Raw genomic sequence first — 26,124 nt, forward strand, 5'->3', positions numbered from 1 at the left:
CCGGTTCGGGGGGTGCGGCCCTCGGCCGTACCGGGGTTCAGGCCAGCAGTTCGACCTCCGCCAGCAGCACCGGGCCGCCGCCCGCCGCCACCAGCCGGTAGCGGTCGTACGCGGCGGGCCGGGCGACCGTGAACACCCGGGTCTGCCGGTCCCAGGCGAAGGACTCACCCGACCGCCGGTCCACCTCCCGCCAGCTCTCCCCGTCCCGGGACCCCTCCAGCACCCACCCCGACGGCGCCTTCGCCCGCTCCGCCGAGGTCAGCGTGTACTGCACGGCCCGGGTCGGCCCCGCCACCGCGAGGTCCACCGCCGAGAACTCCGCCGACGTCGCCGAGGTGTCGTCGGTCAGCGCGCCCCCGGGCCGGACCGCGTCCCGCCGCGGTACGGGCACCCGGTCGTCCGCCGTGATGGAGACCGGCGCGGCGCCCGGGCCCGTACCCCAGGACGACGGCCGCGGGCCCATCGCGAACTCCAGCGTGCCGCCCCGGGCGATCGCGGAGTGCGGCAGCGCGGTCGATGTCCACCGCTCGCCGTTCACCTTCAGCCCCTGGACGTAGACGTTCTCCGCGCTGTTCTGCGGCGCCTTCACCACCAGCTTCCGGCCGCTCCCCAGATCCACCGTCATCCGGGTGAAGAGCGGTGAGCCGATCGCGTACTCCCCGCTGCCCATGACCAGCGGATAGAAGCCCAGAGCCGAGAAGAGCCACCACGCCGACTGCTCGCCGTTGTCCTCGTCGCCGTGGTAGCCCTGACCGATCTCGCTGCCGGTATAGAGCCGGGAGAGCACCTCCCGCACCTTCTCCTGCGTCTTCCAGGGCTGGGCCGCCGCGTTGTACAGGTACGGGACGTGGTGGGCGACCTGGTTGGAGTGCCCGTACATGCCCATCCGGACGTCCCTGGCCTCCGTCATCTCATGGATGACCATGCCGTACGAGCCCTGGAACTCGGGCGACGCGGTCTCCGGAGTGCTGAAGTACGTGTCGAGCTTGCGCGCGAGACCCGCCCGGCCGCCGTAGAGATTGGCCAGGCCCCGGCTGTCCTGGACCGCCGTGAAGGCATAGCCCCAGCCGTTGGTCTCCGTGTAGTCGTGGCCCCAGACCCGGGGGTCGTACCGCGCGCTCGGCACCCGCCAGCCGCCCGCCGGGGTCCGGCCCTGGAAGAAACCGGCGTCCCGGTCGAAGAGGGCGGTGTAGTTGCGGGCCCGGTTGAGGAAGTACGCGGCTTCCTCCCGGTAGCGCGCCTTCCCGGTCTGCCGGTGCAGGGCCTGCGCCATCTTCGCGATGCCGTAGTCGTTGAGATGGCCCTCCAGGGACCAGGAGAGGCCCTCGTGGACGGCGGTCGAGGCATAGCCGGTGAACGGGGAGGTCTCCATGCCCTTGCGGCCCACCCCGGACATCGGCGGGACCACGGTCGCGTTCTTCAGCGCCGCCTCGTACGCGGCCGCCGCGTCGAAACCGCGCACCCCCTTGACGTACGCGTCCGCGAACGCCACGTCCGAGCTGGTGCCCGTCATCAGATCGGCATAGCCGGGGGAGGACCAGCGGGAGATCCAGCCGCCGTCGCGGTACTGCTGGACGAAGCCGTCGACCAGCTCGCCCGCCCGCCCCGGCGCGAACAGGGAGTAAGCGGGCCAGGTGGTGCGATAGGTGTCCCAGAAACCGTTGTTGACGTACACCTTGCCGTCGGAGATCTTCGCTCCGGTACGGGTCGGGGTGTCCTCGGAGACCATCGGCGCAAACGGGCTCGCGTACTGGTAACGCGGCCGGGACCGGGTGCCCGTCTGCTCGTAACCGGAATTCGGATAGAGGTACAGCCGATAGAGGCTGGAGTAGAGCGTGACGAGCTGGTCCTCGGTGGCGCCCTCGACCTTCACCCGGCCCAGCAACCGCTCCCAGGCCTTCTTCGCCCGCTCTTTGACCTGGTCGAAGCCGGTTCCCTCGGGTATCTGGTCCGCCAGGTTCTTCTTCGCCTGGTCGATGCCGATCAGCGATGTGGCGATCCGCAGATTGACCGTACGGTCCGCTCCGGCATCGAAGCGGAAGTAGCCCCCGACGCCTTCGGCGGACGAGTCGACGACCGGCGCGTCGAAGACGCCGTAGACGAAGAGCCGGGTCGCGCCGGCCGAGAGACCGCTCTTGACGTCCGAGTAGCCGGTGAAGGAGGAAGTGCCCGGGTCGAGGGTCAGACCGCCCTGCCGGGTGATGTTGTCGAACACGATGCTGGCATCGTGCCCGGGGTAGCGGAAGCGCATCGCCGCGGCATGGTCGGTCGGCGCCAGCTCGGCCTTCAGACCGTTCTCGAAGGTGACGCCGTAGTAGTGCGGGCGGGCGGTCTCGTTCGTGTGGCGGAAGGCGAGACCGCGCTCGTCGCGGCCGGTGGGCGGGGCGCCGGCCGCCGCCGACGGCATCACCTGGAAGGTCTGCCGGTCACCCATCCAGGGGCTGGGCTGGTGGCTCGCGCTGAACGCCTTGACGACGGGCAGATTCCGCTCGTCGTTGCCGCGCTGGTACTCGTACAGCCAGCTCGTCGAGTCGGCGAGGGTGACCGGGGTCCAGAAGTTGAAGCCGTGCGGCACCGCGGTGGCGGGGAAGGTGTTCCCGCGGGAGAACCAGAAGGCGGAGTTGGTGCCGCGGGTGGTGACCGCGTAGTCCACCACGCTCTCCCGCTTCTCCGCCGGAGGCTTCGGGGCGATCCGGATATCGTCCAGCCAGCCCTGGAACTTCGCCGGACCCCGGACGGAGTCGTAACCGACCAGGATCCGGTCGACGGTCTTCCCGGCGGCGACCGTGCCGACGGCGGCGGAGACCGCGTTCCACTGGTTGACGTAGAGCCGTTTGGCATCGCCCTGGCCCTGCGGGGTCAGCGCACCGCCGTGGGCGTCGGTCGCACCCAGTCCGCTCAGATAGGTGCCGTCGGTGAAGGCCAGATCGACGGCGACATGGGTGGCCGGATAGTTCGGATCGGTCTCCGGCATCGACGGGAAGATCCGGTACGACAGCTCGGTGTCCCGGCCGACCGGGGTGTGGACGTCGAAGACCTTGTTGTACGAGTACGCCCGGCCCGCGGCCTCGTGGGTGCCGGTGTAGCGCAGCGCGCGCAGCCCGGTGAAGCCCGCGTTCGGCTTGGCCGTGGGGGAGGAGCGGGGGCCGCGGTCGACCAGGGAGCGCATATCGGCGGGCGGCGGCGGGGCCGTACCGCCGTCGGAGAACTGGACGTCGGCGAGCTGGGTGAGCCCGGCGCCGTTGTTGCGGGTGATCTCCAGCCGATAGCGGGCGTACGGGACGATATCCGCCGGGTTCCCGATTTCATAGGTTCTGGTGTGAAAGCGTTCGGGGAAGGACTCGCCCTCGCGCCGGTCCAGCACCCGCCATTCCCGGCCGTCCACCGAGGCTTTGAGAGTCCAGTCCAGGGGATCGCGTTCGGGATGATCATTGGCCGAGGTCAGGGCGTACCGGGCGACGGTCACCGGGGTTTCGGTGTCGAACTCGACCCAGGAAGTGCTGGCGAATTCCAGCCATTTTGTCGTCGGCTGGAGATCGACCAGATTCTCTTTCACCTCGCCGCTGTTCGCGTTCTCCCCGCTCGCCCGGACCGTGATCACCCGGTCGGTGACATTGCCCGGGATTCCAGCGGTGAATCCGCCGTTGACACCTGATGACCGCTTCTCTCCGTCCACCCCGACTTCGACGGTATTGCGCCAGTCCGGCGGGCGCTCGTCCGTCTCGAAGGAGGAGTGGAAGGTGCGGTCGGCCGGATCCGCGGAAGCGGCCGGGGGCCGGGCGGCGGCCGGCTGGGCGGTGAGGGCCGACGCCAGGGTCAGCAGGGCGGTGGCGGCGGCGACGGCCGCCGTGCGGAGCGGTCGCCGGTGCGGTGCGGCCGGCCTGAGCCGGTGTCCGGGTCTGGCCATTCACGGGCCCTTCTTCTGGAGGAAAGCCCCTGTTCGGGCGGCGTTACCCCGATTGGCAACGTTGTCAGAATGCTGCGCAGGCTCCAGTAGGAAGGGGAGTGACCTGCGGTGTCAAGGGTGTTGACGCGCCATCGGACAGCTATAGCCGGGTGGTGCCCTTGGAATCAGCCATTCCGCGAAGAATGATCAGGTCATGCGCGCATCCGCATGTCAGGAGCGCGTTGGGCGAGATATCCGAACGGTCTCAACTAGGGAAAGCTTGACGGTCAACCTTGCTCTTGATCTTGCTCCCCTTGAGGGAAGTGGACTATACCTGTCGGCGTCCGGGCGACATGTCGATGAGACCGCTCGGGCCAGGGGGAACAAGGCCTGTGGGCTGTCGCGTGCCGTAACGCGGCCACTGCTGCCGTGGTCTCCCGGAGAAAGGTGCACTACCCAAGCTTCACTGAGTTTCCCTGCGGGAAATCACAGCAATTCACCGCGGTGGCGGGGCCCTGCGCCGGGAGGCGACACGGACGGGCGACTTGTTCACCGCCTGAGTCCTGATGAAGGCGAGGACTTGAGCATGGGATCCACCTCCGCCAACGACAACGGGGGCCTCGGCCGCCGCAAACTGATCCAGCGCTCCGCGGCGCTCGGTCTGCTGACCGTCCCCACCGTGAGCTTTCTGTCCGGCTGCGCCAGCGGTGACGGTGACAAGAACGAAGAGGTCAAGCAGGGCACCAAGTCCGCGAAGAACCCGCTCGCGGTCAACGAGTCGGCCCCGCTCGACTTCGTTCTGTTCGACGGCGGCTTCGGCCAGCAGTACGCCAAGGACGCCGTCAAGATCTACGAGAAGAACTTCCCCAAGGCCAAGGTGAAGTTCCATGCCACCCAGGCCATCCAGACCGAGCTCCAGCCGCGGTTCAACGGCGGCACCCCGCCGGACCTGATCGACAACTCCGGCAAAGAGCAGATGGACATGGGCGCCCTGGTCGGCCAGAACCAGCTGACCGATCTGACCGCGCTGCTGGACGCCGCCTCCTACGACGACCCCAACAAGAAGGTCCGCGACACCCTGCGGCCGGGCATCGTCGAGATGGGCCAGTTCGAGGGCAGCCAGGTCTGGATGCTCTACTACGCCTACACCGTGTACGGCGTGTGGTACTCGAAGAAGCTGCTGGACTCCCTTGAGGTCACCTACCCCGAGACCTGGGACCAGATGCTCGCCGTCTGTGCGAAGGCCAAGGCCAAGGGCATCGCCGCCTGGACGTACGCGGGTGTCCACCCGTACTACATCCCCTTCACCCTCTTCCCGATGATCGCCAAGCGCGGCGGTGCCGATGTGCTCAAGGCCATCGACAACCTGGAGCCGAACGCCTGGAAGCACCCGGCGGTCAAGGACTGTTTCGAGGCGTACTACGAGCTGAAGAAGAAGGGGTACGTCCTCGACGGCACCCCCGGTCTGGACCACATCCAGTCGCAGACCAAGTGGACCGAGGGCAAGGCGCTCTTCATCCCCAACGGCTCCTGGGTGGAGAACGAGGCGTCGAAGACCATGCCGAAGGACTTCGACCTCGCCGTCGGCGCCCCCACCGGCATCGACGCCAGTGACAAGATGCCCTTCGGCACCCTCTGGGCCTCCGGCGGCGAGCCGTTCATCGTCCCCTCCAAGGCGAAGAACAAGGAGGGCGGCATGGAGCAGCTCCGCATCATGCTCAGCGAGGCCTCCTCCAAGGGCTTCACCCAGTCCGTGAAGTCCCTCAGCGCCTTCAACGGCGGCACCGACGGCATCGACCTGACCCCGGGCATGAAGTCCGTCGTCGCCACCCTGGAGAAGGCGGGCACCAATGTGGTCAACCCGCGGATCGGCGACTGGTACACCGTCCTTCTGAAGGAGAAGATCGGTACTGCCGGTCTGGGCGAGATGATGGCGGGCCGGCTCACCCCCGCCGAGACCATCAAGCGCATCCAGGGCTTCGCCGACGAGACGGCGAAGGACGCCTCCATCAAGAAGTTCAAGCGCCAGTGAACCCTGTCGGGGCCCCGTCCGGCCGACCGGGAACGGGGCCCCGGCTCTCCACACGGCACCAGCGGTGCTTTCCGCGGGAAGATCGGGGTCGGTAGGAATGCAGCACGGCAAGTACCGTTTCATCGCGGGGTTCCTGGTGGTACCCCTGGCGCTCTACGCGCTCTTCGTCATCTGGCCGTTCATCCAGGCCATCTTCTACTCGTTCACCAACTGGACGGGCCTGAGCCCCGAGTTCAAGATGATCGGCTTGGACAACTACTCCAGAATGCTGGAGGACGACGTCTTCTGGAAGGCGCTCCAGCACAGCCTGGTCTTCGCGGTGGTCCTGCCGCTGGTGACGATCGGACTCGCGCTCTTCTTCGCCTTCATGATCAACGTCGGTGGGCGCCGGAGGAAGGGAGCCGCCGTCACGGGAGTCCGCGGCTCCGGCTTCTACAAGATCGTGTACTTCTTCCCGCAGGTGCTGTCGATCGCGATCGTGGCGCTGCTGTTCAAGTTCGCGTACAACCCGTCGGACGGCGCCATCAACTCCGCGCTGAAGGCCGTCGGTCTCGGCAGTATCCAGCCGGAGTGGCTCGGCGACCCCGATCTGGCGCTGATCTGTGTGATGGTCGTCCTGGTCTGGTCGACCGTCGGCTTCTTCGTGGTCCTCTTCTCCGCGGGCATGGCCTCCATCCCCCGGGACTTCTACGAGGCGGCGCTGCTGGACGGCGCCAACCGCTTCACCACGTTCTTCCGGATCACCCTGCCGCTGCTCTGGGACACCGTGCAGTCGGGGTGGATCTACATGGGCATCCTCGCGCTGGGCGCGGAGTCCTTCGCGGTCGTCCACATCATGACCGTGGGCCCGAGCGGCGGCGGCCCGGACTACTCGACGATCGTCCTGCCGCTGTACGTGTACCAGAAGGCGTTCGGCCCCGGCCAGGCCGCCTACGCGACGACCATCGGTGTCGCCCTGCTCCTCGTCACGCTGCTGTTCGCGGCCGTGGTGATGCGGCTGGGCCGGCGCGAGCGGCTGGAGTTCTGAGATGAAGACGACAGACACCATTCCCGAGGGCGTGGCGGGCGACGGTCCCGAGCCGGCTCCGGCGGCCACCGCCCCGGAGCGCGAGGGATCGCGCTCCGCGCCGGCGGCGGAGAAGGGCGAGGGCCAGGTCCTCAACGTCTTCTCGCACGGCATGCTGATCCTCTGGGCTTTCATGGTCGTGATCCCACTCCTGTGGGCGGTGATGAGCTCCTTCAAGACCGACAAGGCGATCTTCACCGAGCCCTGGTCGCTGCCCGACAAGCTGCACTTCGAGAACTGGTCGCGGGCCTGGACCGAGGCGCATATGAGCGACTACTTCCTCAACACCGTGATGGTGGTGGGCGGTTCGCTCGCGGGCACCCTGCTGCTGGGGTCGATGGCGGCGTACGTACTGGCGCGGTTCGAGTTCCCCGGCAACCGGTTCATCTACTTCCTCTTCATCGGAGGGATGAGCTTCCCGGTCATCCTGGCGCTGGTGCCGCTCTTCTACGTACTCCAGAACATGTCCATGCTGAACACGCTGCACGGACTGATCCTGGTCTACATCGCCTACTCGCTGCCGTTCACCGTCTTCTTCCTGACGGCCTTCTTCCGGACCCTGCCGTCCTCGGTGGCCGAGGCGGCATTCGTGGACGGCGCCTCGCACACCAGGACGTTCTTCCAGGTGATGCTGCCGATGGCGAAGCCCGGACTGATCAGTGTGGGCATCTTCAACTTCCTCGGCCAGTGGAACCAGTATCTGCTGCCGACCGTGCTCAACACCGATCCCGAGCGGAAGGTGCTCTCGCAGGGCCTGGTGCAGCTGGCCGTCAGCCAGGGGTACAAGGGCGACTACTCGGGCCTCATGGCCGGTCTGGTGATGGCGATGCTGCCCGTGCTGGCCGCGTACATCATCTTCCAGCGGCAGGTGGTGGCCGGACTGACGGCGGGCGCGGTGAAGTAGCCCGGCCGACCACCGGCGCCGCACCCACCCGCGCCGCACTCTCCCGCGCCCCCCGGGGCGCGCCGCATACGGACGCCCCTCGGCTGAGGTCCCGCCGGGGGGCGTCGTCATGGTGAGTCCAGCTCTTGACGCGATCCTCCGGGAAGGGTCAGCTTGGAGTTCACAAGTTGTACGCAAGAGCGGTGGGAGTGGTGAGTCCATGGAGACGCCGGGTTCGCAGACGTCCCTGCACCGGGCCAATCTGGAGCGGGTGGTGCGGGCGGTCCGGATGGCCGGATCGCTGACCCAGGCCGATATCGCCCGGAGCACCGGACTCTCCGCCGCCACCGTCTCCAATATCGTCCGCGAGCTGAAGGAGAGCGGAACCGTCGAGGTCACCCCCACTTCGGCGGGTGGCAGACGGGCCCGGTCGATCTCCCTGAGCAGCGATGCGGGCGTTGTCGTGGGGGTTGATTTCGGCCATACGCATCTGCGGGTCGCGATCGCCAATCTCGCCCATGAGGTGCTCGCCGAGGACGCGGAGCCGCTCGACGTCGACTCCTCCGCCGGTACGGGCTTCGACCGCGCCGAGCGGATGGTCGGCCGGCTGATCGCGGCCACCGGCGCCGGTCCGGGCAAGGTGCTCGGCGTCGGGCTCGGAGTGCCGGGGCCCATCGACGGGGAGTCCGGGGTCATCGGCGCGACGTCCATGCTGCCCGGCTGGGTCGGCTCCAACCCCGGCAAGGAGATGTCCGAGCGGCTCGGCGTTCCCGTCCATGTGGACAACGATGCCAATCTGGGGGCGCTGGGGGAGCTGGTCTGGGGCGCCGCCCGGGGCGTGGCCGATCTGGCGTACGTCAAGGTCGCGGGCGGTGTCGGGGCCGGTCTGGTGATGGGCGGGCGGATCTACCGCGGCCCCGGGGGAACGGCGGGCGAGGTCGGCCACCTCACCCTCGACGAGTCCGGCCCGGTCTGCCGCTGCGGCAACCGCGGCTGCCTGGAGACCTTCGCCGCCGTACCGTACGTGCTGCCGCTGCTGGAGCCCGCGCACGGGCCGGGGCTGACCATGGACCGGGTGGTCGCGCTGGCCCGGGAGGGCGATCCCGGCTGCCGCCGGGTGATCGCGGACACCGGCCGGCACGTGGCGGTGGGGGTGGGCGCGCTCTGCAATCTGCTCAATCCGCGGGTGGTCGTGGTCGGCGGGGAGATCGCCGAGGCCGGTGAGCTGCTGCTGGAGCCGCTGCGCTCCGCGCTGACCCGTTACACGATCCCGACCGCGGCCCGGCACCTCACGGTGGTCAAGGGCGCGCTCGGCGCCCGGGCCGAAGTCCTCGGCGGGATCGCCCTGGTGCTCAGCGAAATGGGTGAACCGGCCCTGCTGCCGGGGAGCGCCCCGGGTATCCGACCGGTTCTGTGAATCGTCTTCACCGGAAGAATACATCTTCACTTAGAGAACGCATGGCACCGTTGTCATCTCGTTAAGGATTTACTCCTTGACGCTGGCTGTGGGGCGGAGTTGACTGCCTGCCACCTCGGCCGCACCGGCGCGGCCTCGTCAGGGAGGTATGGATGAACGCATATCTGCGTCGTGCCGCGGTCGCCGCCACCGCCGTCGCGACCGCGGTGGGCCTCGCCGCCTGCGGCAGCGCCAAGGAGGCCGGAGACCGGGCCAAGGAGACGGAGAAGTCCGCCGGAGGCGACGAGATCACCGTCGGTCTGCTGCTCCCGGAGAACCAGACCGCCCGCTACGAGAAGTTCGACAAACCGCTCATCGAGAAGCGGATCGGTGAGCTGACGAACGGCAAGGGCAAGGTCGTCTACGCCAACGCCAAGCAGGACGCGAACCTCCAGACCCAGCAGGTCGACACGATGATCACCAACAAGGTCGACGTCCTGGTGCTCGACGCGGTGGACGCCAAGGCGATCGCGGGCGCGGTGAAGAAGGCCAAGGGGGCGGGCATACCGGTCGTGGCCTACGACCGGCTGGCCGAGGGACCGATCGACGCGTACACCTCCTTCGACAACGAGGAGGTCGGCCGGGTCCAGGGCGAGGCCCTGCTCGCCGCCCTCGGCGACCGGGCGAAGTCCGGGAAGGTCGTGATGATGAACGGCTCGGTGACCGACCCCAACGCCGCCCTGTACAAGAAGGGTTCGCACTCCGTCCTCGACGGCAAGGTGGACATCGGCAGGGAGTTCGACACCAAGGAGTGGAAGCCGGAGAACGCCAACTCCAATATGGAGAGCGCGATCACCGCCCTCGGCAAGGACAAGATCATCGGGGTCTACTCCGCGAACGACGGAATGGCGGGCGGCATCATCACCGCACTCAAGGCCGCCGGGGTGACCAAGCTGCCGCCGGTCACCGGGCAGGACGCCGAACTCGCCGCCGTCCAGCGCATCGTCGCCGGTGAGCAGTACCAGAGCGTCTACAAGCCCTACTCCGGAGAGGCGAACGCCGCCGCCGAGATGGCCGTCGCCCTCGCCCGCGGCGAGAAGCTCGGCGCCGTCGCCAAGGACTCCGTGGACAGCCTCACCACCAAGGGCGTCCCCTCCGTACTCGTCGAGGTCGTCTCCCTGACGAAGACGAACATCAAGGAGACCGTCCTCAAGGACGGCATCTACACCCTCGACGAGATCTGCACCCCCAAGTACCGGGCCGCCTGCGGCGCGCTGGGCCTGGTCTGACGAAGAGTGCCGTCCGGCCCGAGGGCGCCCGGGCCGGGGCGGCCGGGGCCACCGGGCCCGCACCCCGGCCGTGAACCCCGGCCCTGAACCCCGTCCGGCCCTGCCGCGGCCGAGCCGCCGGCGGCGGGCCGGGACATACCCCCACCCCCGCCGGTCAGGCGGCGAAGGAGTTGGTCGACGTGTCCGCTGCGCCCGTGCTGGCGTTGCGAGGGATCTCGAAACGTTTCGGTGCCGTCCAGGCGCTCACCGACGTGGACCTGGAGGTCCGGGCCGGAGAGGTGGTCGCCCTCGTCGGCGACAACGGCGCCGGGAAGTCCACCCTCATCAAGACGATCGCCGGGGTCCACCCCGTCGACGAAGGAACCGTGGAGTGGGACGGCCGTCCCGTCCGCATCGACCGACCGCACGACGCCCAGCGGCTCGGCATCGCCACCGTCTACCAGGACCTGGCGCTCTGCGACAACCTCGACGTCGTCGGAAACCTCTTCCTCGGCCGGGAGCTGCGGCGCGGAGGCGTCCTCGACGAGATCGAGATGGAACGCCGCTCCCACGGGCTCCTCACCGATCTCGCCATCCGCATCCCCAGCGTCCGCATCCCGATCGCCTCACTCTCCGGCGGCCAGCGCCAGACGGTGGCGATCGCCCGCTCCCTGCTCGGCTCGCCCCGGCTGGTGATCCTCGACGAGCCGACCGCCGCACTCGGCGTGGAGCAGACGGCCCAGGTGCTCGACCTGGTGGAGAAGCTGCGCGAACGCGGTCTCGCGACCATTCTCATCAGCCACAACATGGCCGATGTGAAGGCCGTCGCGGACCGGGTCGCGGTACTGCGGCTGGGCCGCAACAACGGGGTGTTCGAGGTCGGGAGCACCTCCCAGGAGGAGATCGTCGCGGCGATCACGGGCGCGACGGACAACGCGGTCACCCGGCGGGCGGCGCGCAGTGAGGAGCCGGTCCGATGAGCGCGGAGCAGACGTCCCCCCGGAAGGCGTCCCCGGCGGAGCCCGGTGACACCGGGGCCGTACCCCTGGCGAAGGAGCCCCGGACCCCCGGGGAGAGCGGACCTCCGGCGGTCGGAGCCCCCGCGGTCGGAGCCCCGGCCCCGGCCCCCGACGCGATCACCGCCGTCGACCCCCGGCTGCTCGTCCGGGAACAGGGCTTCGCGGGGTACGCCGCCGAGTTCGCCCGCCGGATGCGCTCCGGCCAGCTCGGCTCCGTACCGGTCATCGTCGGGCTGATCGTCATCTGGACCACGTTCCAGTCCCTCAACTCCGCCTTCCTGTCGGCGCAGAACATCTCCAATATCTCCGTCGACATCGCGGGCACCGGCCTGATCGCCGTCGGTGTGGTCTTCGTGCTGCTCCTCGGCGAGATCGACCTCTCCGTCGGCTCGGTCAGCGGACTGGCGGGCGCCGCCTTCGGGGTGCTCAACATCACCCACGGCGTCCCCGAGTGGCTCGCGCTGATCCTGGCCGTGCTCTCCGGCACCGCGGCCGGTCTGGTCCACGGCTTCTTCTTCGCCCGGATCGGGGTCCCCGCCTTCGTCGTTACGATGGCCGGGCTGCTGGTGTGGAACGGTCTGATGCTGCAGATCCTCGGCGCCAACGGCACCATCAACCTCGACGACTCCGGGCTGGTGGCCAAGCTCACCACGTACTACTTCTCCGATATCGCCGCGGCCTACGGGCTGGCGGCGGCCGTCGTCGCCGGATACTTCCTCGCCGCCTTCCTCGGAGCGCGCCGCCGGGACGCCGCGGGCGTGCCGTCGCGCCCGCTGAGCGAGCTGCTCCTGCGCACGGGCCTGCTCGCGGCGGTCTGCTTCCCGGTCGCCCATCTGCTCAACCAGTACAAGGGGCTGCCACTGGCCCTGGTGATCTTTGTGACAGTGGTGGCCGGGACGGACGTGGTGCTGCGGCGGACCGCGTTCGGCCGCCGGGTCTTCGCCCTGGGCGGCAGCATCGAGGCGTCCCGGCGCGCCGGAATCGACGTAGCAGGGGTCCGGACGGCGGTCTTCGCCATCGCCGGAACCCTGGCCGCCATGGGCGGGCTGATGCTGGCCTCGAAGATCAACGCGGCGAACCAGGGGGCGGGCTCCGGCGATCTGCTGATGAGCTCCATCGCGGCGGCGGTGATCGGCGGTACGAGCCTGTTCGGCGGGCGCGGGCGGACCTGGTCGGCCCTGCTGGGCGTGCTGGTGATCGTCTCCATCCAGAAGGGGCTCCAGTTGGAGAGCATCGCCGAACCGGTGAAGTACATGATCACGGGTGGGGTGCTGCTGGCCGCCGTGGTGATCGACTCGGTATCGCGCCGCACCCAGAAGGCCGCGGGAAGAGCCTGACGCCTCCGGCGGCACCCGCGCGGATCCGGGTCGCACCGCGCCCGCCCGGTCCGCTCCGGCCCCGCACCGCGCCCGCTCCGTCCGGCCCGGGCCCCGCACCGCACTCCGTCTGCGGCCGTACGGGTGACGGCCCGGCCCGGCCCGGCTCCGCGGCCGTACCGCGCCGGGGGCGAGCGCACCGCACATCGGCCGCTGCCGGGTCCCGGCCGGGCGGCGGCCCCGGAGGGGCGGGAACGTCACCGACGGTCCCCGGCCCCCCGTGCCGGCCCCGCCCCCGTGCCGGCCCGGCCTCCGGTGCCGGCCGGGTTCCGCGCCTGCGAGGGATACGGCCCCGTACCCCCTCCGCCCGGTACGGGCCGGGCGCCCCGGACCGCCCCGCCGCCGCGCCCGGAACCGGTGAGACCTCCGTCACACATCCCCGTCGCGTATCCCCGCCGGACGGCGCCCCGGCACCGTTCAACTGTGGGGGCGTTCAGTTGTTCGCGAGGTGACGGCCCGCCCCTTCGGTCGCGCCGCAGAGCCCAAACACTAGACTCGGTCAGATCACCACGAACGACGGCGACGATTCGACCAGCCAAGGGCCGCTGTCCCGCCGATCCCGCGCCCACCGGGGATCACGGCACTGCCCTCAGACGCCCAGCTCAACACGCAAGGAGGCACGGGTGACGCTGCTTACCCGTATCAGGGGACCGCGCGATCTGGACACGCTCAGCCCGGAGCAGCTCGTCAAGCTGGCCGCGGAGATCCGGACCTTCCTCGTGGACGCGGTCTCCAAGACCGGCGGCCACCTGGGCCCCAATCTGGGTGTGGTCGAGCTGACCATCGCCCTGCACCGGGTCTTCGACTCCCCGAGTGACCGGATCCTGTGGGACACCGGCCACCAGAGCTATGTGCACAAGCTGCTCACCGGCCGCCAGGACTTCTCCCGGCTGAAGATGAAGGGCGGGCTCTCCGGCTACCCCTCCCAGGCCGAGTCCGACCACGACGTCATCGAGAACTCGCACGCCTCCACGGTCCTCGGCTGGGCCGACGGCATCGCCAAGGCCAACGAGGTGCTCGGCAAGGACGACCATGTCGTCGCCGTCATCGGCGACGGGGCCCTGACCGGCGGAATGGCCTGGGAGGCGCTGAACAACATCGCCGCCGCCAAGGACCGTCCCCTGGTGATCGTCGTCAACGACAACGAGCGGTCCTACGCGCCCACGATCGGCGGCCTCGCCAACCACCTCGCCACCCTCCGTACCACCGACGGGTACGAGCGCTTCCTGGCCCGCGGCAAGGACCTCCTCGGCCGCACCCCCGTCGTCGGCAAACCGCTCTACGAGACGCTGCACGGCGCCAAGAAGGGCCTCAAGGACTTCATCGCCCCCCAGGGCATGTTCGAGGACCTCGGCCTGAAGTACGTCGGCCCCATCGACGGCCACGACCTGGAGGCGCTGGAGTCCGCGCTGGCCCGCGCCAAGCGCTTCAACGGCCCGGTGATCATCCACTGCCTCACCGAGAAGGGCCGCGGCTACCAGCCCGCCCTCCAGGACGAGGCCGACCGCTTCCACGCCGTCGGCAAGATCCACCCCGACACCGGGCTGCCGATCGCCTCTTCCGGCCTCGACTGGACGTCCGTCTTCGGCGAGGAGATGGTGAAGCTCGGCGAGGAGCGGCCGGACGTGGTCGCCATCACCGCCGCCATGCTCCAGCCCGTCGGCCTGGAAAAGTTCGCCAAGGCCTTCCCCGACCGGGTGTACGACGTCGGCATCGCCGAACAGCACGGCGCGGCCTCCGCCGCCGGCCTGGCCACCGGCGGCGTCCACCCCGTCTTCGCCGTCTACGCGACCTTCCTCAACCGCGCCTTCGACCAGGTCCTGATGGACGTCGCCCTGCACCGCTGCGGCGTCACCTTCGTCCTCGACCGGGCCGGTATCACCGGCACCGACGGCGCTTCCCACAACGGCATGTGGGACATGTCCATCCTCCAGGTCGTCCCCGGTCTGCGGATCGCCGCACCGCGCGACGCCGACCAGGTGCGCGCGCAGCTGCGGGAGGCGGTCAGCGTCGACGACGCGCCCACCGTCGTCCGCTTCTCCAAGGGCGCGGTCGGCCCCGCGGTCAAGGCCGTCGGCCGGATCGGCGGTATGGACGTGCTCCGGGAGCCCGGCACGGACACCCCGGACGTCCTCCTCGTCTCCGTCGGCGCGCTCGCCCCGATGTGCCTGGAGATCGCCGGCCTCCTCGACCAGCAGGGCATCTCCACCACCGTGGTCGACCCCCGCTGGGTCAAGCCGGTCGACGAGGCCCTCGTCCCGCTCGCCGACCGCCACCGGGTCGTCGTCACCGTCGAGGACGGTATCCGCACCGGAGGCGTGGGCGCCGCCGTCGCCCAGGCGCTGCGCGACGCGAACGTCGACGTACCGCTGCGCGATTTCGGTATCCCGCCGCGCTTCCTCGACCATGCGTCCCGCGCCGAACTGCTCACCGAGATCGGGCTGACCGCGCCCGATATCGCCCGCCAGGTCACCGGGCTGGTCTCCCGGCTGGACGGCCGCTTCGACGAGAGCGCCGAGACCGAGTCCGCGGAGCCGGTCCGCGACTGACGCGTACGGGCCCGGTGGGACCACCCCTGACGGGTGGTCCTGCCGGGCCCATTCGCGTGAAACCCACCCGTACGGACCCTTCCGGACCACCACTCGTCCCGATCATGTCGGGACGACACCTGTGGAGGTCCCCGGTGAGCACAGAGACCGACCCCGCGCCCAGGGCGGGCGCGTTCCGTACGAAGACCGTCGAGCAGTCCATCCGGGACACCGAGGAGCCCGAGCACGCGCTCAGGAAATCCCTCTCCGCGCTCGACCTCACGGTCTTCGGCGTCGGCGTCATCATCGGCACCGGCATCTTCGTGCTGACCGGGGCCGTCGCCAAGGAGAACGCGGGCCCCGCCACCTCACTCGCCTTCGTCGTCGCGGGCGTCGTCTGCGCGCTGGCCGCCCTCTGCTACGCCGAGTTCGCCTCCACCGTGCCCGTCGCCGGATCCGCCTACACCTTCGCCTACGCCTCCCTCGGCGAGCTGCCCGCCTGGATCATCGGCTGGGACCTCGTCCTGGAGTTCGCCCTGGGTACGGCGGTGGTCGCGGTCGGCTGGTCCGGCTATCTGCGCTCCCTGATGGAGAACATCGGCTGGCAGCTCCCCGACGCCCTGTCCGGCACCAACGACATCACCGGTTTCGGCTTCGACCTGCTGGCGTTCCTGCTGGTGCTGGCGCTCACCGCGGTACTCGTCGCCGGAATGAAGCTCTCCGCCCGGGTCACCAGCCTGATCGTGGCCATCAAGGTCGTGGTCGTACTGATCGTGATCGTCGCCGGATCCTTCTTCATCAAGGTCTCCAACTGGGACCCCTTCATCCCCCCGGCCCAACCGCAGACCGGCGAATCCGGCCTCCAGGAACCCCTGGTGCAGCTGCTGTTCGGCTACGCCCCCACCAACTTCGGCGTCCTCGGCATCTTCACCGCCGCCTCCGTCGTGTTCTTCGCCTTCATCGGCTTCGACGTGGTCGCCACCGCCGCCGAGGAGACCCGGCTGCCGCAGCGGGACATGCCCCGCGGCATCATCGGCTCCCTGTTCATCTGCACCGTGCTCTACGTCGCCGTCTCCATCGTCGTCACCGGTATGCAGCACTACACCGACCTGTCCATCGACGCACCGCTCGCCGACGCCTTCAAATCCACCGGACACCCCTGGTACGCGGGCGTCATCAGCTTCGGCGCCGTCATCGGCCTGATGTCGGTCTGTCTGATCCTGCTGCTCGGCCAGACCCGGGTGTTCTTCGCCATGAGCCGGGACGGGCTGCTGCCGCGGTTCTTCTCCGTCACCCACCCCACCTTCCGCACCCCCTACCGCGCCACGATCCTGCTCGGCGTCGTCATCGCGATCGTCGCCGGATTCACCAACATCCAGGAACTGGCCGTGCTGGTGAACATCGGCACGCTGTTCGCGTTCGTCGTGGTCGCCCTCGGCGTGCTCATCCTCCGCCGCACCCGCCCCGACCTGCCGCGCGCCTTCCGCACCCCGCTGGTGCCCTGGCTGCCGATCGCCTCGGTCGCCGCGTCCGTCTGGCTGATGCTCAATCTGCCCGCCGAGACCTGGCTGCGGTTCGGGCTGTGGATGGCGCTCGGCGTGATCGTCTACTACGTGTACGGGCGCCGGCACAGCCGCCTCGGCAAGCGCGCGGAGGACGAGCGCACCCCCGCGTAGAGCCCTCAGGGCCCGTAGACCGCCCGTGGGCCGACCGTCCGGCCGCCCGCGGCGGTCACCCGCTCGCGCAGCCCCCGATCTGCCGTGACGACCACACACGGCCGCTCCGGGGCCGCCTCGGCGACCAGCTCGGCGATCCGGTCGTCACCGCTGCCGGGCGCCTCGTCCACCCGGACGCCCGGCACCGGGGCCGTACCCCGCGCCGCGCCCTCCACCACCAGCACGATCTCCAGCGGACCCGGCACCCCCGGCAGGCCGTTGTCCGCGTACGGCACCAGCCGGTCCCGCAGCCTTCCGGCCGCGGCGCGCCGGTCCCGCCACCAGCCGTCGGGCACCGAGCCCACGACGTTCGCGCCGTCGACGATCAGCAGAGTCACCATCACCGGTCCCATCAGGCAACGGAAAGGGGCCGTACGGAACTGATCCGTACGGCCCCTTCGTACACCACGCTACGCGGGCACGCTCGCCACACCCGGCGCCAGGAACGGCTTGCCGTTGACCCGCTCGGACACGCCCTCACGGTCGAGGTACGGGGTGATGCCGCCCAGATGGAACGGCCAGCCCGCACCCGTGATCAGACAGAGGTCGATGTCCTGCGCCTCGGCCACGACGCCCTCGTCGAGCATCAGCCCGATCTCCTGCGCCACCGCCTCCAGCACCCGGGCCCGTACCTGCTCCTCGGTCAGCACCGCATCGCCCTGCACCAGCAGCGCCGCGACCTCCGGGTCCAGCTCCGGCCGCCCGGAATCGTAGACGTAGAAGCCCCGCTTGCCCGCCTTGACCACCGCGGCCAGATTGGGGGAGACCGTGAAACGGTCCGGGAAGGCGCGGTTGAGGGTCTCGGACACATGCAGACCGATCGCCGGGCCCACCAGCTCCAGCAGCACCAGCGGCGACATCGGCAGACCCAGCGGCTCCACCGCCCGCTCCGCCGTCGCCACCGGAGTGCCCTCGTCGATCACGTTCTGGATCTCGCCCATGAAGCGGGTCAGGATCCGGTTCACGACGAACGCCGGGGCGTCCTTGACCAGGACGGCCGTCTTCTTCAGCTGCTTCGCCACGGCGAAGGCCGTCGCCAGCGACGCCTCGTCGGTCCGCTCCCCGCGGACGATCTCCAGCAGCGGCAGGATCGCCACCGGGTTGAAGAAGTGGAAGCCGACGACCCGCTCCGGGTGCTTCAGCTTTGACGCCATCTCGGAGACCGAGAGGGAGGAGGTGTTGGTCGCCAGGATCGCGTGCGCCGGGGCCACGGCCTCGACCTCCGCGAACACCTGCTGCTTGACGCCCATCTCCTCGAAGACGGCCTCGATCACGAAGTCCGCGTCGGCGAAACCCTCCGCCTTGTCCAGGACACCCGTCACCAGGGCCTTCAGCCGGTTGGCCTGGTCCTGGTTGATCCGGCCCTTGCCGAGCAGCTTGTCGATCTCGGCACGGACATAGCCCACGCCCTTGTCGATCCGCTCCTGGTCGATATCGGTCAGCACGACCGGCACTTCGAGGCGGCGCAGGAACAGCAGCGCCAGCTGGGAGGCCATCAGGCCCGCGCCCACCACGCCGACCTTGGTGACCGGGCGGGCCAGGCTCCGGTCCGGGGCGCCCGCGGGCCGCTTGGCGCGCTTCTGCACCAGGTTGAAGGCGTACAGACCGCTGCGCAGCTCACCGCCCATGATCAGATCCGCCAGCGCCCGGTCCTCGGCGTCGAAACCGGCCTGGAGGTCACCGTCCTTCGCGGCCGCGATGATCTCCAGGGCGCGGTAGGCCGCCGGAGCGGCACCGTGCACCTTGGCGTCGGCGATCGCCCGGCCCCGGGCGACGGCCGCGTCCCAGCCCTCGCCGCGGTCCACCTCGGCCCGCTCCACCACGGTCTCGCCGCGCAGGACCGAGGCGGTCCACAGCAGCGACTGCTCCAGGAAGTCGGCGCCGTCGAAGAGCGCGTCCGCGATCCCCAGCTCGAATACCTGGCCGCCCTTGAGCTGGCGGTTCTGGTTGAGGGAGTTCTCGATGATCACCGTCACTGCACGGTCCGCGCCGATCAGATTCGGCAGCAGCGCACAGCCGCCCCAGCCGGGCACCAGACCGAGGAAGACCTCGGGCAGCGAGAACGCCGGGACCGCCCGCGAGACCGTGCGGTACGTGCAGTGCAGCCCGACCTCGACGCCGCCGCCCATCGACGCGCCGTTGTAGTACGCGAAGGTCGGCACGGCGAGCCCGGCGAGCCGCTTGAAGACGTCGTGGCCGCCCTTGCCGATGGCGAGCGCGTCCTCGTGGCGCCCCAGCAGCTCGACGCCCTTGAGATCGGCGCCCACGGCGAAGATGAACGGCTTGCCGGTCAGCCCGGCACCCACGATCTCACCGTCCGCGGCCTCCCGCTCGACCTGGTCGATCGCGGCATCCAGGTTGGCCAGCGACTGGGGGCCGAAGGTGGTCGGCTTGGTGTGGTCCAGACCGTTGTCCAGCGTGATCAGCGCGAAGCGGCCGGCGCCGGGAAGCTCCAGATGGCGTACGTGCGCGGTGGTGACGACCTCGTCCGGAAACAACTCGGCCGCGCCCTTGAGCAGTTCGGCGGTGGTGCTCACTTGTCCCCCTCGAAGTGCGGGTTCTCCCAGATGACGGTGGCGCCCATGCCGAAGCCGACGCACATCGTGGTGAGGCCGTAACGGACCTCGGGCTGCTCCTCGAACTGCCGGGCCAGCTGGGTCATCAGCCGGACACCGGAGGAGGCCAGCGGGTGGCCGAAGGCGATCGCGCCGCCGTACTGGTTGACCCGCGGATCGTCGTCGGCGATGCCGTAGTGCTCCAGGAAGGCCAGCACCTGGACCGCGAACGCCTCGTTGATCTCGAACAGGCCGATGTCCCCGATCCCCAGACCCGCCTGGGCCAGCGCCTTCTCGGTGGCCGGGATCGGTCCGTACCCCATCACCTCCGGCTCCACCCCGGCGAAGGAGTAGGCCACCAGGCGCATCTTCACCGGCAGGCCGTTCGCCCGGGCGAACTCCTCGGAGGCGATCACCGCGGCGGTGGCGCCGTCGTTGAGCCCGGCGGCGTTGCCCGCCGTGACCCGGCCGTGGGTACGGAACGGGGTCTTCAGCCCGGCCAGGTTCTCCAACGTGGTGCCCGGGCGCATCGGCTCGTCCTGCGTGGCCAGGCCCCAGCCGGTCTCCCCGCCCTCGGGGCTGGTGCGGCGGATCGCGACCGGCACCAGATCCTGCTGGATCTTTCCGTTCGCGTACGCCTTCGCCGCCTTCTCCTGGGACCGCACGGCGTACTCGTCGGCGCGCCGCTTGGTGATGGAGGGGTAGCGGTCGTGCAGGTTCTCCGCGGTCATGCCCATGAAGAGGGCGGACTCGTCGACCAGCTTCTCCGAGACGAACCGGGGGTTCGGGTCGACGCCCTCGCCCATCGGGTGGCGGCCCATGTGCTCCACACCGCCCGCGATCACGGCGTCGTACGCGCCGAAGGCGATCGACCCGGCGGTCGTCGTCACGGCGGTCAGCGCGCCCGCGCACATCCGGTCCACCGAGTAACCCGGCACGGACTGCGGCAGCCCGGCGAGGATACCGGCGGTCCGGCCGATGGTCAGCCCCTGGTCACCGATCTGCGTGGTCGCCGCGACGGCGACCTCGTCGATCTTCGCGGGGTCGAGGGCCGGGTTGCGGCGCAGCAGCTCCCGGATCGCCTTCACGATCAGATCGTCGGCGCGGGTCTCGTGGTAGATGCCCTTCGGGCCCGCCTTGCCGAACGGGGTGCGGACGCCGTCGACGAAGACGACGTCCCTGAGGGTACGAGGCACGATGGCTCTCCTCCAGGTGCGGGGTGGCACTGCTGCGGGTGCGCTGAGCGCGCGCTTGCCTCATGCTACTTACCGGTAACCCCGGTGCCCACCCCTTGCTCTGCGAGCGGCGTCACATTCCCGGGTCCTTGCGCCTCGGGCCGCGGCCCGGGGTGGGGGTTTCCCGCGGGGGCGCCTCCCGCTGGGGTTGCTCGCCCCGGGGTCCCCGGGGGCCCGTTGCCCGCGGGGTGCTGGTGCTCCTGCGCCTCAAGCGCCGGCGGGGCTGAAAGATTGGGTGACCGTTGCTCCGTGGTGTAGGTCGCCGGTCCTGCCGGGTTCGGGTGGGTCGGTGGCCTCCGGGCTCACCTCCTCGCAGACTGCGATGCACCGCCCCGAAGCGCGTCCGGCCTTTTCGCAGCCTGGCCCCCAAAGCTGCCTTTGGGGGTACCCCCAGCGGGGGGCGACCCTGCACCCCCCTCCCACGTGATCCCGACCTGATCAGGCGCCCAAGGTCCCCGAGTTGTCGCGCGTCACCGGGGAGGGGAATCTCTCCTGATCACCGCCCCGGAAGACACCACCCTCTCGGGGCACAGGCACCCCCGAAGGCTCCTCCGCCCCGTGGTGGGTGACTGAGGAAACTCCTCGTCCCCTTGGTCAAGTCGGGTGTCTCGGGAGGGGGGTGCAGGGTCGCCCCCGCAGCGGACCTGCGACAAGCACGGCTCGCCGGAGGGCAGTGCATCGCAGGCCGCGAGGAGGTGAGCCCGGAGGCCCACGACCCGGCCGCACCCGACAAGACCCCGGGCCTACCCCACGGAGTGACGCAACTCGACCACCGGAGGACCCGCACCCCGCAGGAGCGAACAGAACAAGAAAGGGGCGCGAGGAACGGCGCGACCAGCCACACACGGCCCGCAGCCGGAAAGCAAACCCCGCCGGGCGCGGCGCTCGCCGCCGCGGTGGCAGCACCCCCAGGCGCGGGAGCCCGTGTGGCCCCACCTCGGGGGCCTGGGGGTACAGGCCCCCGAGCGGGAGGCGCCCCCGCCCCCCGGTTACCGCCCCGGAGGGGTCAGGGCCCTGGAGAGGGGGACCGAGGTCAGGGTGGATTGCCAGGGGCGGGCGCCCAGCGCCGAGAGCGCCGCCGCGACCGCGTCCGGGCTCGTGTCCGCCGGCGGCTCCCAGCAGATCCGCCGCACCGTGTCCGGTGAGATCAGGTTCTCCTGCGGCAGGTTCAGCTCCTCCGCGAGCGCCGAGACCGCCGTCCGGGCCGCGGAGAGCCGGGCCGCCGCGGCCGGGTCCTTGTCCGCCCAGGCCCTCGGCGGCGGGGGGCCGGTCATCGGCTGGCCGGGCTGCGGCAGCTCCACGTCCGGCAGGGCCCGCGCCCGGTCGATCGCGGCCTGCCACTGTTCGAGCTGGCGCCGCCCCATCCGGTGTCCGAAGCCGTTGAGCCCGGCCAGGGCATGGGTGTTCGGCGGTACGGCCAGCGCGGCCTCGACGATGGCCGCGTCACCGAGGACCTTGCCGGGGGAGACGTCGCGCCGCTGGGCGATCCGGTCCCGGGTGGTCCACAGCTCCCGTACGACCGCCATCTGCCGGCGGCGGCGCACCTTGTGCATACCGGAGGTGCGGCGCCAGGGGTCCTTGCGGGGGGCGGGCGGCGGGGCGGTGGCGATGGCGTCGAACTCCTGCCGGGCCCATTCCAGCTTGCCCTGCCGGTCCAGCTCCTTCTCCAGCGCGTCCCGCAGGTCGATCAGCAGCTCGACGTCGAGCGCGGCATACCGCAGCCAGGGCTCGGGCAGCGGCCGGGTGGACCAGTCGACGGCGGAGTGGCCCTTCTCCAGGGCGTACCCGAGGACGGATTCGACCATCGCGCCGAGGCCGACGCGGGGGAAGCCGGCGAGCCGCCCGGCCAGCTCGGTGTCGAAGAGCCGGGTGGGGACCATGCCTATTTCGCGGAGGCAGGGCAGGTCCTGGGTCGCGGCGTGGAGGATCCACTCGGTGTCGGAGAGTGCGTCGCCGAGGGAGGTGAGGTCGGGGCAGCCGACGGGGTCGATCAGGGCGCTGCCCGCGCCCTCGCGGCGCAGCTGGACGAGGTAGGCGCGCTGGCCGTAGCGGTAGCCGGAGGCGCGTTCGGCGTCGACGGCGACGGGGCCGGTGCCCGCCGCGAATGCGGCGACGACGGCCGCCAGTGCTTCGGCGTCGGCCACTACCGGGGGGATGCCCTCGCGGGGCTCCAGCAGGGGAGTGGGGCTGTCTTCGGCTGCGACGCCGGCGTCCGGGGGAGCGCCCCCGGCGGTTCGCAGTGCGGTCTCTGCTGCGGGGTTATGGGCGTCGGTCACGTGTCAAGGGTATCCGTGAACCCGGCGCGCCTGTCGACGGAAACGATCCGCCGACAGGCGCATGGGGGAGCGAAGGGGTCAGTGGATGATGCCCGTGCGCAGGGCGACGGCGACCATTCCGGCCCGGTCGCCGGTGCCGAGCTTGCGCGCGATCCGCGCCAGATGGCTTTTCACGGTGAGCGCCGACAGGCCCATGGAGACGCCGATGGCCTTGTTCGACTGGCCCTCCGCCACCAGCCGCAGGACCTCGACCTCGCGGCCGGAGAGCTCCCGGTAGCCGCCCGGGTGGCTGGGGGCACCCGGCGGACGGCGGTGGCCGAGCCGGGCCGCGGCGGCGCCGATGGGGGCCGCGCCGGGCCGGGTGGGGTGCCCGATGTTGGTGCGGGTGCCGGTGACGACATAGCCCTTCACCCCGCCCGCCAGGGCGTTGCGGACGGCGCCGATGTCGTCGGCGGCGGAGAGGGCGAGGCCGTTCGGCCAGCCCGCGGCGCGGGTCTCGGAGAGGAGGGTGAGCCCGGATCCGTCGGGCAGGTGGACGTCGGCGACGCAGATGTCGCGGGGGTTGCCGATGCGGGGGCGGGCCTCCGCGATGGACGAGGCCTCGATCACGTCCCGGACGCCGAGCGCCCACAGGTGGCGGGTGACGGTGGAGCGGACGCGCGGATCGGCCACGACGACCATCGCGGTCGGCTTGTTCGGACGGTAGGCGACCAGGCTTGCGGGCTGCTCGAGAAGGACGGACACCGGGCTCCTCCTGGGGGGAAGGTGCGGGGACGGGGCCGGCTCGGGGATGAAGCCGGGGCATTCCGTGAAGTTAGGGTCATTGACCTCTTCGGCAGCCCGTCGGGTGTCCTTTAGGGAATGATCACTATTCAGTGAGTAACAATTGGTGCAATTCGGACGTGTGCTCGATCATCCTACGAGTGATCTCCCCGGCCCCGCGCAGCGCGGCGGGCAGCAGCACGGACGGAAACGGCCGCGCGGCCCGGGAGGAGTATCCCGGGCCGCGCGGCCGTGCCGTGACGCCGTCAATCCCGGCGGTGCTGCGGTCCCCGCCGCTGCGGCAGGCTCACCACCCCCGTCACCGGCTCCGGACCGCCCCCCGGGGCGGGGGGCAGCCCGGCGAGCTGACAGAGCAGATCGCACCAGGCCGCGAGGTGTGCGGCGGTGTCCGGGACCCCGCCGGGACCCTCCTCGGGCGTCCAGGACGCCCGGATCTCGATCTGGGTCGCGGGGCGCCGCGGCGAAAGTCCTCCGAAGTAGTGAGAGCCCGCCCGGGTGACGGTCCCGCTCGCCTCCCCGTACGACAGCCCGCGAGCCTCCAGCGCGCCCGTCAGCCACGACCAGCAGACCTCCGGCAGCAGCGGATCCGCGGCCATCTCCGGCTCCAGTTCGGCCCGGACCAGGGTCACCAGCCGGAAGGTGCCGTGCCAGGCCTCGTGCCCGGCCGGATCGTGGAGCAGCACCAGCCGCCCGTCCGCCAGGTCCTCGTCGTCCTCGACGACCGCCGCCTCCAGCGCGTACGCGTACGGCGCCAGCTTCTGCGGGGCGCGGGCCGGGTCCACTTCGATCTCGGGGCGCAGCCCGGCGCCCCGCAGTGCCTCCACCGCCCGCCGGAACGCCCTCGGGACGGTGTCGCCCTCCGGGGCGCCACCGTCCGGGTGTGAATGTTCAGCATGATCGGAAAAACGTCCCTGAGCCGCAGCCATGCGGGGAAGACTAGGCGGAACGCGGCTTCCGCGCAGGGAAGGACACCCGGGCCGGTCCGCTGCTTTTCCCGGCCGTGGGAGGATTCGGTGCGTGAGCGCCGACGACCGCCCCCTGGGCCAGCAGCCGAAGACGTACGATTCAGCCTTTCTGAAGGCCTGCCGCCGTGAGCCGGTGCCGCACACCCCGGTCTGGTTCATGCGCCAGGCGGGGCGCTCGCTGCCGGAGTATCTGAAGGTCCGTGAGGGCATTCCGATGCTGGAGTCCTGCATGCGGCCGGAGCTGGTCAAGGAGATCACCCTGCAGCCGGTGCGCCGGCACGGCGTGGACGCCGCGATCTACTTCAGCGACATCGTCGTCCCGCTCAAGGCCATCGGCATCGACCTCGACATCAAGCCCGGGGTGGGGCCTGTCGTCGCCGAGCCGATCCGCAGCCGCGCCGACCTCGCCAGGCTGCGGGATCTGACCCCGGAGGACGTCTGGTACGTCACGGAGGCCATCGGCCTGCTGACCGAGGAGCTGGGCGGCACCCCGCTGATCGGCTTCGCGGGCGCCCCGTTCACCCTCGCCAGCTATCTCGTCGAGGGCGGCCCGTCCCGCAACCACGAGCACACCAAGGCGCTGATGTACGGCGATCCGGAGCTGTGGGCGGATCTGCTGGACCGGCTCGCGGAGATCACCTCCGCCTTCCTCAAGGTCCAGATCGAAGCCGGTGCGAGCGCCGTGCAGCTCTTCGACTCCTGGGTGGGTGCCCTCGCCCCGGCGGACTACCGGCGTTCGGTGATGCCCGCGTCCACCAAGGTCTTCGACGCGGTCGCCGGATACGGGGTGCCCCGGATCCACTTCGGTGTCGGTACGGGCGAGCTGCTCGGTCTGCTCGGCGAGGCGGGCGCGGACGTCGTCGGCGTCGACTGGCGCGTCCCCCTCGACGAGGCCGCCCGCCGGGTGGGCCCCGGGAAGGCGCTCCAGGGCAATCTGGACCCCGCGGTGCTCTTCGCCCCCCGCGAGGCCGTCGAGACGAAGACCCGCGAGGTGCTGGCGGCCGCCGCAGGTCTGGAGGGCCATGTCTTCAACCTGGGCCACGGCGTCCTGCCGTCGATGGACCCGGACGCGCTGACCCGTCTCACCGAGTTCGTCCACACCGAGACCGCCCGCTGACCGGTCACCGCCGGGCCCGGGCCG

Annotated in this window: 17 protein-coding genes; 10 read left to right on the forward strand and 7 right to left on the reverse strand. The window is 70.5% G+C overall.

Annotation, left to right across the window (positions count from 1 at the left end; all coding sequences use genetic code 11):
- Positions 1-37: 37 nt before the first annotated feature.
- A complete protein-coding gene (locus tag B7R87_RS27105) occupies positions 38-3,907 on the reverse strand; it encodes a GH92 family glycosyl hydrolase (protein WP_130584680.1) in 3,870 nt (1,289 codons plus the stop codon).
- Between the two features lie 565 nt (positions 3,908-4,472).
- Between B7R87_RS27105 and ngcE the strand changes: the two genes are divergently transcribed.
- The 9 genes from ngcE to B7R87_RS27150 all read left to right on the forward strand — a co-directional run bounded on the left by ngcE (position 4,473) and on the right by B7R87_RS27150 (position 17,130).
- A complete protein-coding gene (gene ngcE / locus B7R87_RS27110; RefSeq protein WP_006345841.1) occupies positions 4,473-5,918 on the forward strand; it encodes an N-acetylglucosamine/diacetylchitobiose ABC transporter substrate-binding protein in 1,446 nt (481 codons plus the stop codon).
- A 97-nt stretch (positions 5,919-6,015) separates the two neighbouring features.
- Positions 6,016-6,945, forward strand: coding sequence for a carbohydrate ABC transporter permease (locus tag B7R87_RS27115; protein WP_006345840.1), 930 nt, complete (start codon positions 6,016-6,018; stop codon positions 6,943-6,945).
- 1 nt (position 6,946) lies between these two features.
- Positions 6,947-7,888 carry a carbohydrate ABC transporter permease gene (locus tag B7R87_RS27120; protein ID WP_006345839.1) on the forward strand — a complete coding sequence of 314 codons (942 nt, stop codon included), beginning with the start codon at positions 6,947-6,949 and terminating at the stop codon, positions 7,886-7,888.
- Between the two features lie 199 nt (positions 7,889-8,087).
- On the forward strand, positions 8,088-9,284 hold the full coding sequence (locus B7R87_RS27125) for an ROK family transcriptional regulator (RefSeq protein ID WP_006345838.1): 1,197 nt from the start codon (positions 8,088-8,090) through the stop codon (positions 9,282-9,284).
- A 152-nt stretch (positions 9,285-9,436) separates the two neighbouring features.
- On the forward strand, positions 9,437-10,552 hold the full coding sequence (locus B7R87_RS27130; protein WP_006345837.1) for a substrate-binding domain-containing protein: 1,116 nt from the start codon (positions 9,437-9,439) through the stop codon (positions 10,550-10,552).
- A 170-nt stretch (positions 10,553-10,722) separates the two neighbouring features.
- The gene (locus B7R87_RS27135; RefSeq protein ID WP_006345836.1) at positions 10,723-11,511 is read left to right on the forward strand and encodes an ATP-binding cassette domain-containing protein; all 789 of its coding nucleotides are present in this window, start codon (positions 10,723-10,725) and stop codon (positions 11,509-11,511) included.
- A complete protein-coding gene (locus B7R87_RS27140; RefSeq protein ID WP_006345835.1) occupies positions 11,508-12,887 on the forward strand; it encodes a sugar ABC transporter permease in 1,380 nt (459 codons plus the stop codon). Before B7R87_RS27135 ends, B7R87_RS27140 begins: the two co-directional genes overlap by 4 nt.
- 662 nt (positions 12,888-13,549) lie before the next feature.
- Positions 13,550-15,475, forward strand: coding sequence for a 1-deoxy-D-xylulose-5-phosphate synthase (gene dxs / locus B7R87_RS27145; protein WP_006345834.1), 1,926 nt, complete (start codon positions 13,550-13,552; stop codon positions 15,473-15,475).
- 134 nt (positions 15,476-15,609) lie between these two features.
- Positions 15,610-17,130 carry an amino acid permease gene (locus B7R87_RS27150; protein WP_006345833.1) on the forward strand — a complete coding sequence of 507 codons (1,521 nt, stop codon included), beginning with the start codon at positions 15,610-15,612 and terminating at the stop codon, positions 17,128-17,130.
- Between the two features lie 5 nt (positions 17,131-17,135).
- On the opposite strand, the gene B7R87_RS27155 is transcribed toward B7R87_RS27150, so the two are convergent.
- The 6 genes from B7R87_RS27155 to B7R87_RS27180 all read right to left on the reverse strand — a co-directional run bounded on the left by B7R87_RS27155 (position 17,136) and on the right by B7R87_RS27180 (position 24,944).
- Positions 17,136-17,522 carry a PIN domain-containing protein gene (locus B7R87_RS27155; protein ID WP_130584682.1) on the reverse strand — a complete coding sequence of 129 codons (387 nt, stop codon included), beginning with the start codon at positions 17,520-17,522 and terminating at the stop codon, positions 17,136-17,138.
- A 57-nt stretch (positions 17,523-17,579) separates the two neighbouring features.
- A complete protein-coding gene (locus B7R87_RS27160) occupies positions 17,580-19,706 on the reverse strand; it encodes a 3-hydroxyacyl-CoA dehydrogenase NAD-binding domain-containing protein (protein WP_006345830.1) in 2,127 nt (708 codons plus the stop codon).
- The gene (locus B7R87_RS27165) at positions 19,703-20,920 is read right to left on the reverse strand and encodes a thiolase family protein (RefSeq protein WP_006345829.1); all 1,218 of its coding nucleotides are present in this window, start codon (positions 20,918-20,920) and stop codon (positions 19,703-19,705) included. Before B7R87_RS27165 ends, B7R87_RS27160 begins: the two co-directional genes overlap by 4 nt.
- 1,028 nt (positions 20,921-21,948) lie before the next feature.
- The gene (locus tag B7R87_RS27170; protein ID WP_130584683.1) at positions 21,949-23,235 is read right to left on the reverse strand and encodes an HRDC domain-containing protein; all 1,287 of its coding nucleotides are present in this window, start codon (positions 23,233-23,235) and stop codon (positions 21,949-21,951) included.
- A 78-nt stretch (positions 23,236-23,313) separates the two neighbouring features.
- Positions 23,314-23,979 (reverse strand): response regulator transcription factor, encoded by a 666-nt coding sequence (locus B7R87_RS27175; protein WP_006345827.1) that lies wholly within the window; start codon positions 23,977-23,979, stop codon positions 23,314-23,316.
- 284 nt (positions 23,980-24,263) lie between these two features.
- Positions 24,264-24,944, reverse strand: coding sequence for a DUF3000 domain-containing protein (locus B7R87_RS27180; protein ID WP_040913722.1), 681 nt, complete (start codon positions 24,942-24,944; stop codon positions 24,264-24,266).
- A 91-nt stretch (positions 24,945-25,035) separates the two neighbouring features.
- On the opposite strand from B7R87_RS27180, the gene hemE reads away from it, so the two are divergent.
- Entirely contained in the window at positions 25,036-26,100 is a 1,065-nt protein-coding gene (gene hemE / locus B7R87_RS27185; RefSeq protein ID WP_006345825.1) for a uroporphyrinogen decarboxylase, read from the forward strand.
- Positions 26,101-26,124: the final 24 nt, after the last annotated feature.

Origin of the sequence: Streptomyces tsukubensis, assembly GCF_003932715.1 — a bacterium.
Lineage (GTDB): Bacteria > Actinomycetota > Actinomycetes > Streptomycetales > Streptomycetaceae > Streptomyces > Streptomyces tsukubensis.

Excerpts from the sequence above, each read along its gene's own strand:
- ngcE (WP_006345841.1), top strand. The coding sequence starts at position 4,473 with ATGGGATCCACCTCCGCCAACGACAACGGGGGCCTCGGCCGCCGCAAA.
- B7R87_RS27155 (WP_130584682.1), bottom strand. The coding sequence starts at position 17,522 with ATGGGACCGGTGATGGTGACTCTGCTGATCGTCGACGGCGCGAACGTC.
- B7R87_RS27115 (WP_006345840.1), top strand. The coding sequence starts at position 6,016 with ATGCAGCACGGCAAGTACCGTTTCATCGCGGGGTTCCTGGTGGTACCC.
- B7R87_RS27140 (WP_006345835.1), top strand. The coding sequence starts at position 11,508 with ATGAGCGCGGAGCAGACGTCCCCCCGGAAGGCGTCCCCGGCGGAGCCC.
- B7R87_RS27120 (WP_006345839.1), top strand. The coding sequence starts at position 6,947 with ATGAAGACGACAGACACCATTCCCGAGGGCGTGGCGGGCGACGGTCCC.
- B7R87_RS27180 (WP_040913722.1), bottom strand. The coding sequence starts at position 24,944 with ATGGCTGCGGCTCAGGGACGTTTTTCCGATCATGCTGAACATTCACAC.
- B7R87_RS27105 (WP_130584680.1), bottom strand. The coding sequence starts at position 3,907 with ATGGCCAGACCCGGACACCGGCTCAGGCCGGCCGCACCGCACCGGCGA.
- B7R87_RS27130 (WP_006345837.1), top strand. The coding sequence starts at position 9,437 with ATGAACGCATATCTGCGTCGTGCCGCGGTCGCCGCCACCGCCGTCGCG.
- B7R87_RS27125 (WP_006345838.1), top strand. The coding sequence starts at position 8,088 with ATGGAGACGCCGGGTTCGCAGACGTCCCTGCACCGGGCCAATCTGGAG.